We start from the raw sequence: 254 nt of genomic DNA on the forward strand, positions 1-254 counted from the left end.
AGGGCGCCCTGGCCGGCAGGCGTGATCGACGTGGTCCAGTGACCGGTCGCATCGACCGTCACCGCCGCACCATTGACGGTCAGGGCCGAGCCGATCTCAGCGGTGCCGCTGACCTGGACCCCGCCGGCCGCTTCCGCGGCGTTGATCAGGTTGTTACCGCCCTCGATCGTCGTGATGGCGACCGCAGGCGCCGTCGTATCCAGCGTGAAGCTCAGCGAAGCCGAGCCGGTATTGCCGAAGCTATCGGTCTGGCT

General features: G+C 68.1%; 1 protein-coding gene. It reads right to left on the reverse strand.

Features of this window, described 5'->3' with window-relative positions; translation table 11 throughout:
- Positions 1-254 (reverse strand): hypothetical protein (locus tag AC0L3U_RS39775; protein WP_473365177.1); only part of this gene is annotated, 254 nt, incomplete at both ends.

Source organism: Bradyrhizobium sp. Kon69 (genome assembly GCF_055807515.1).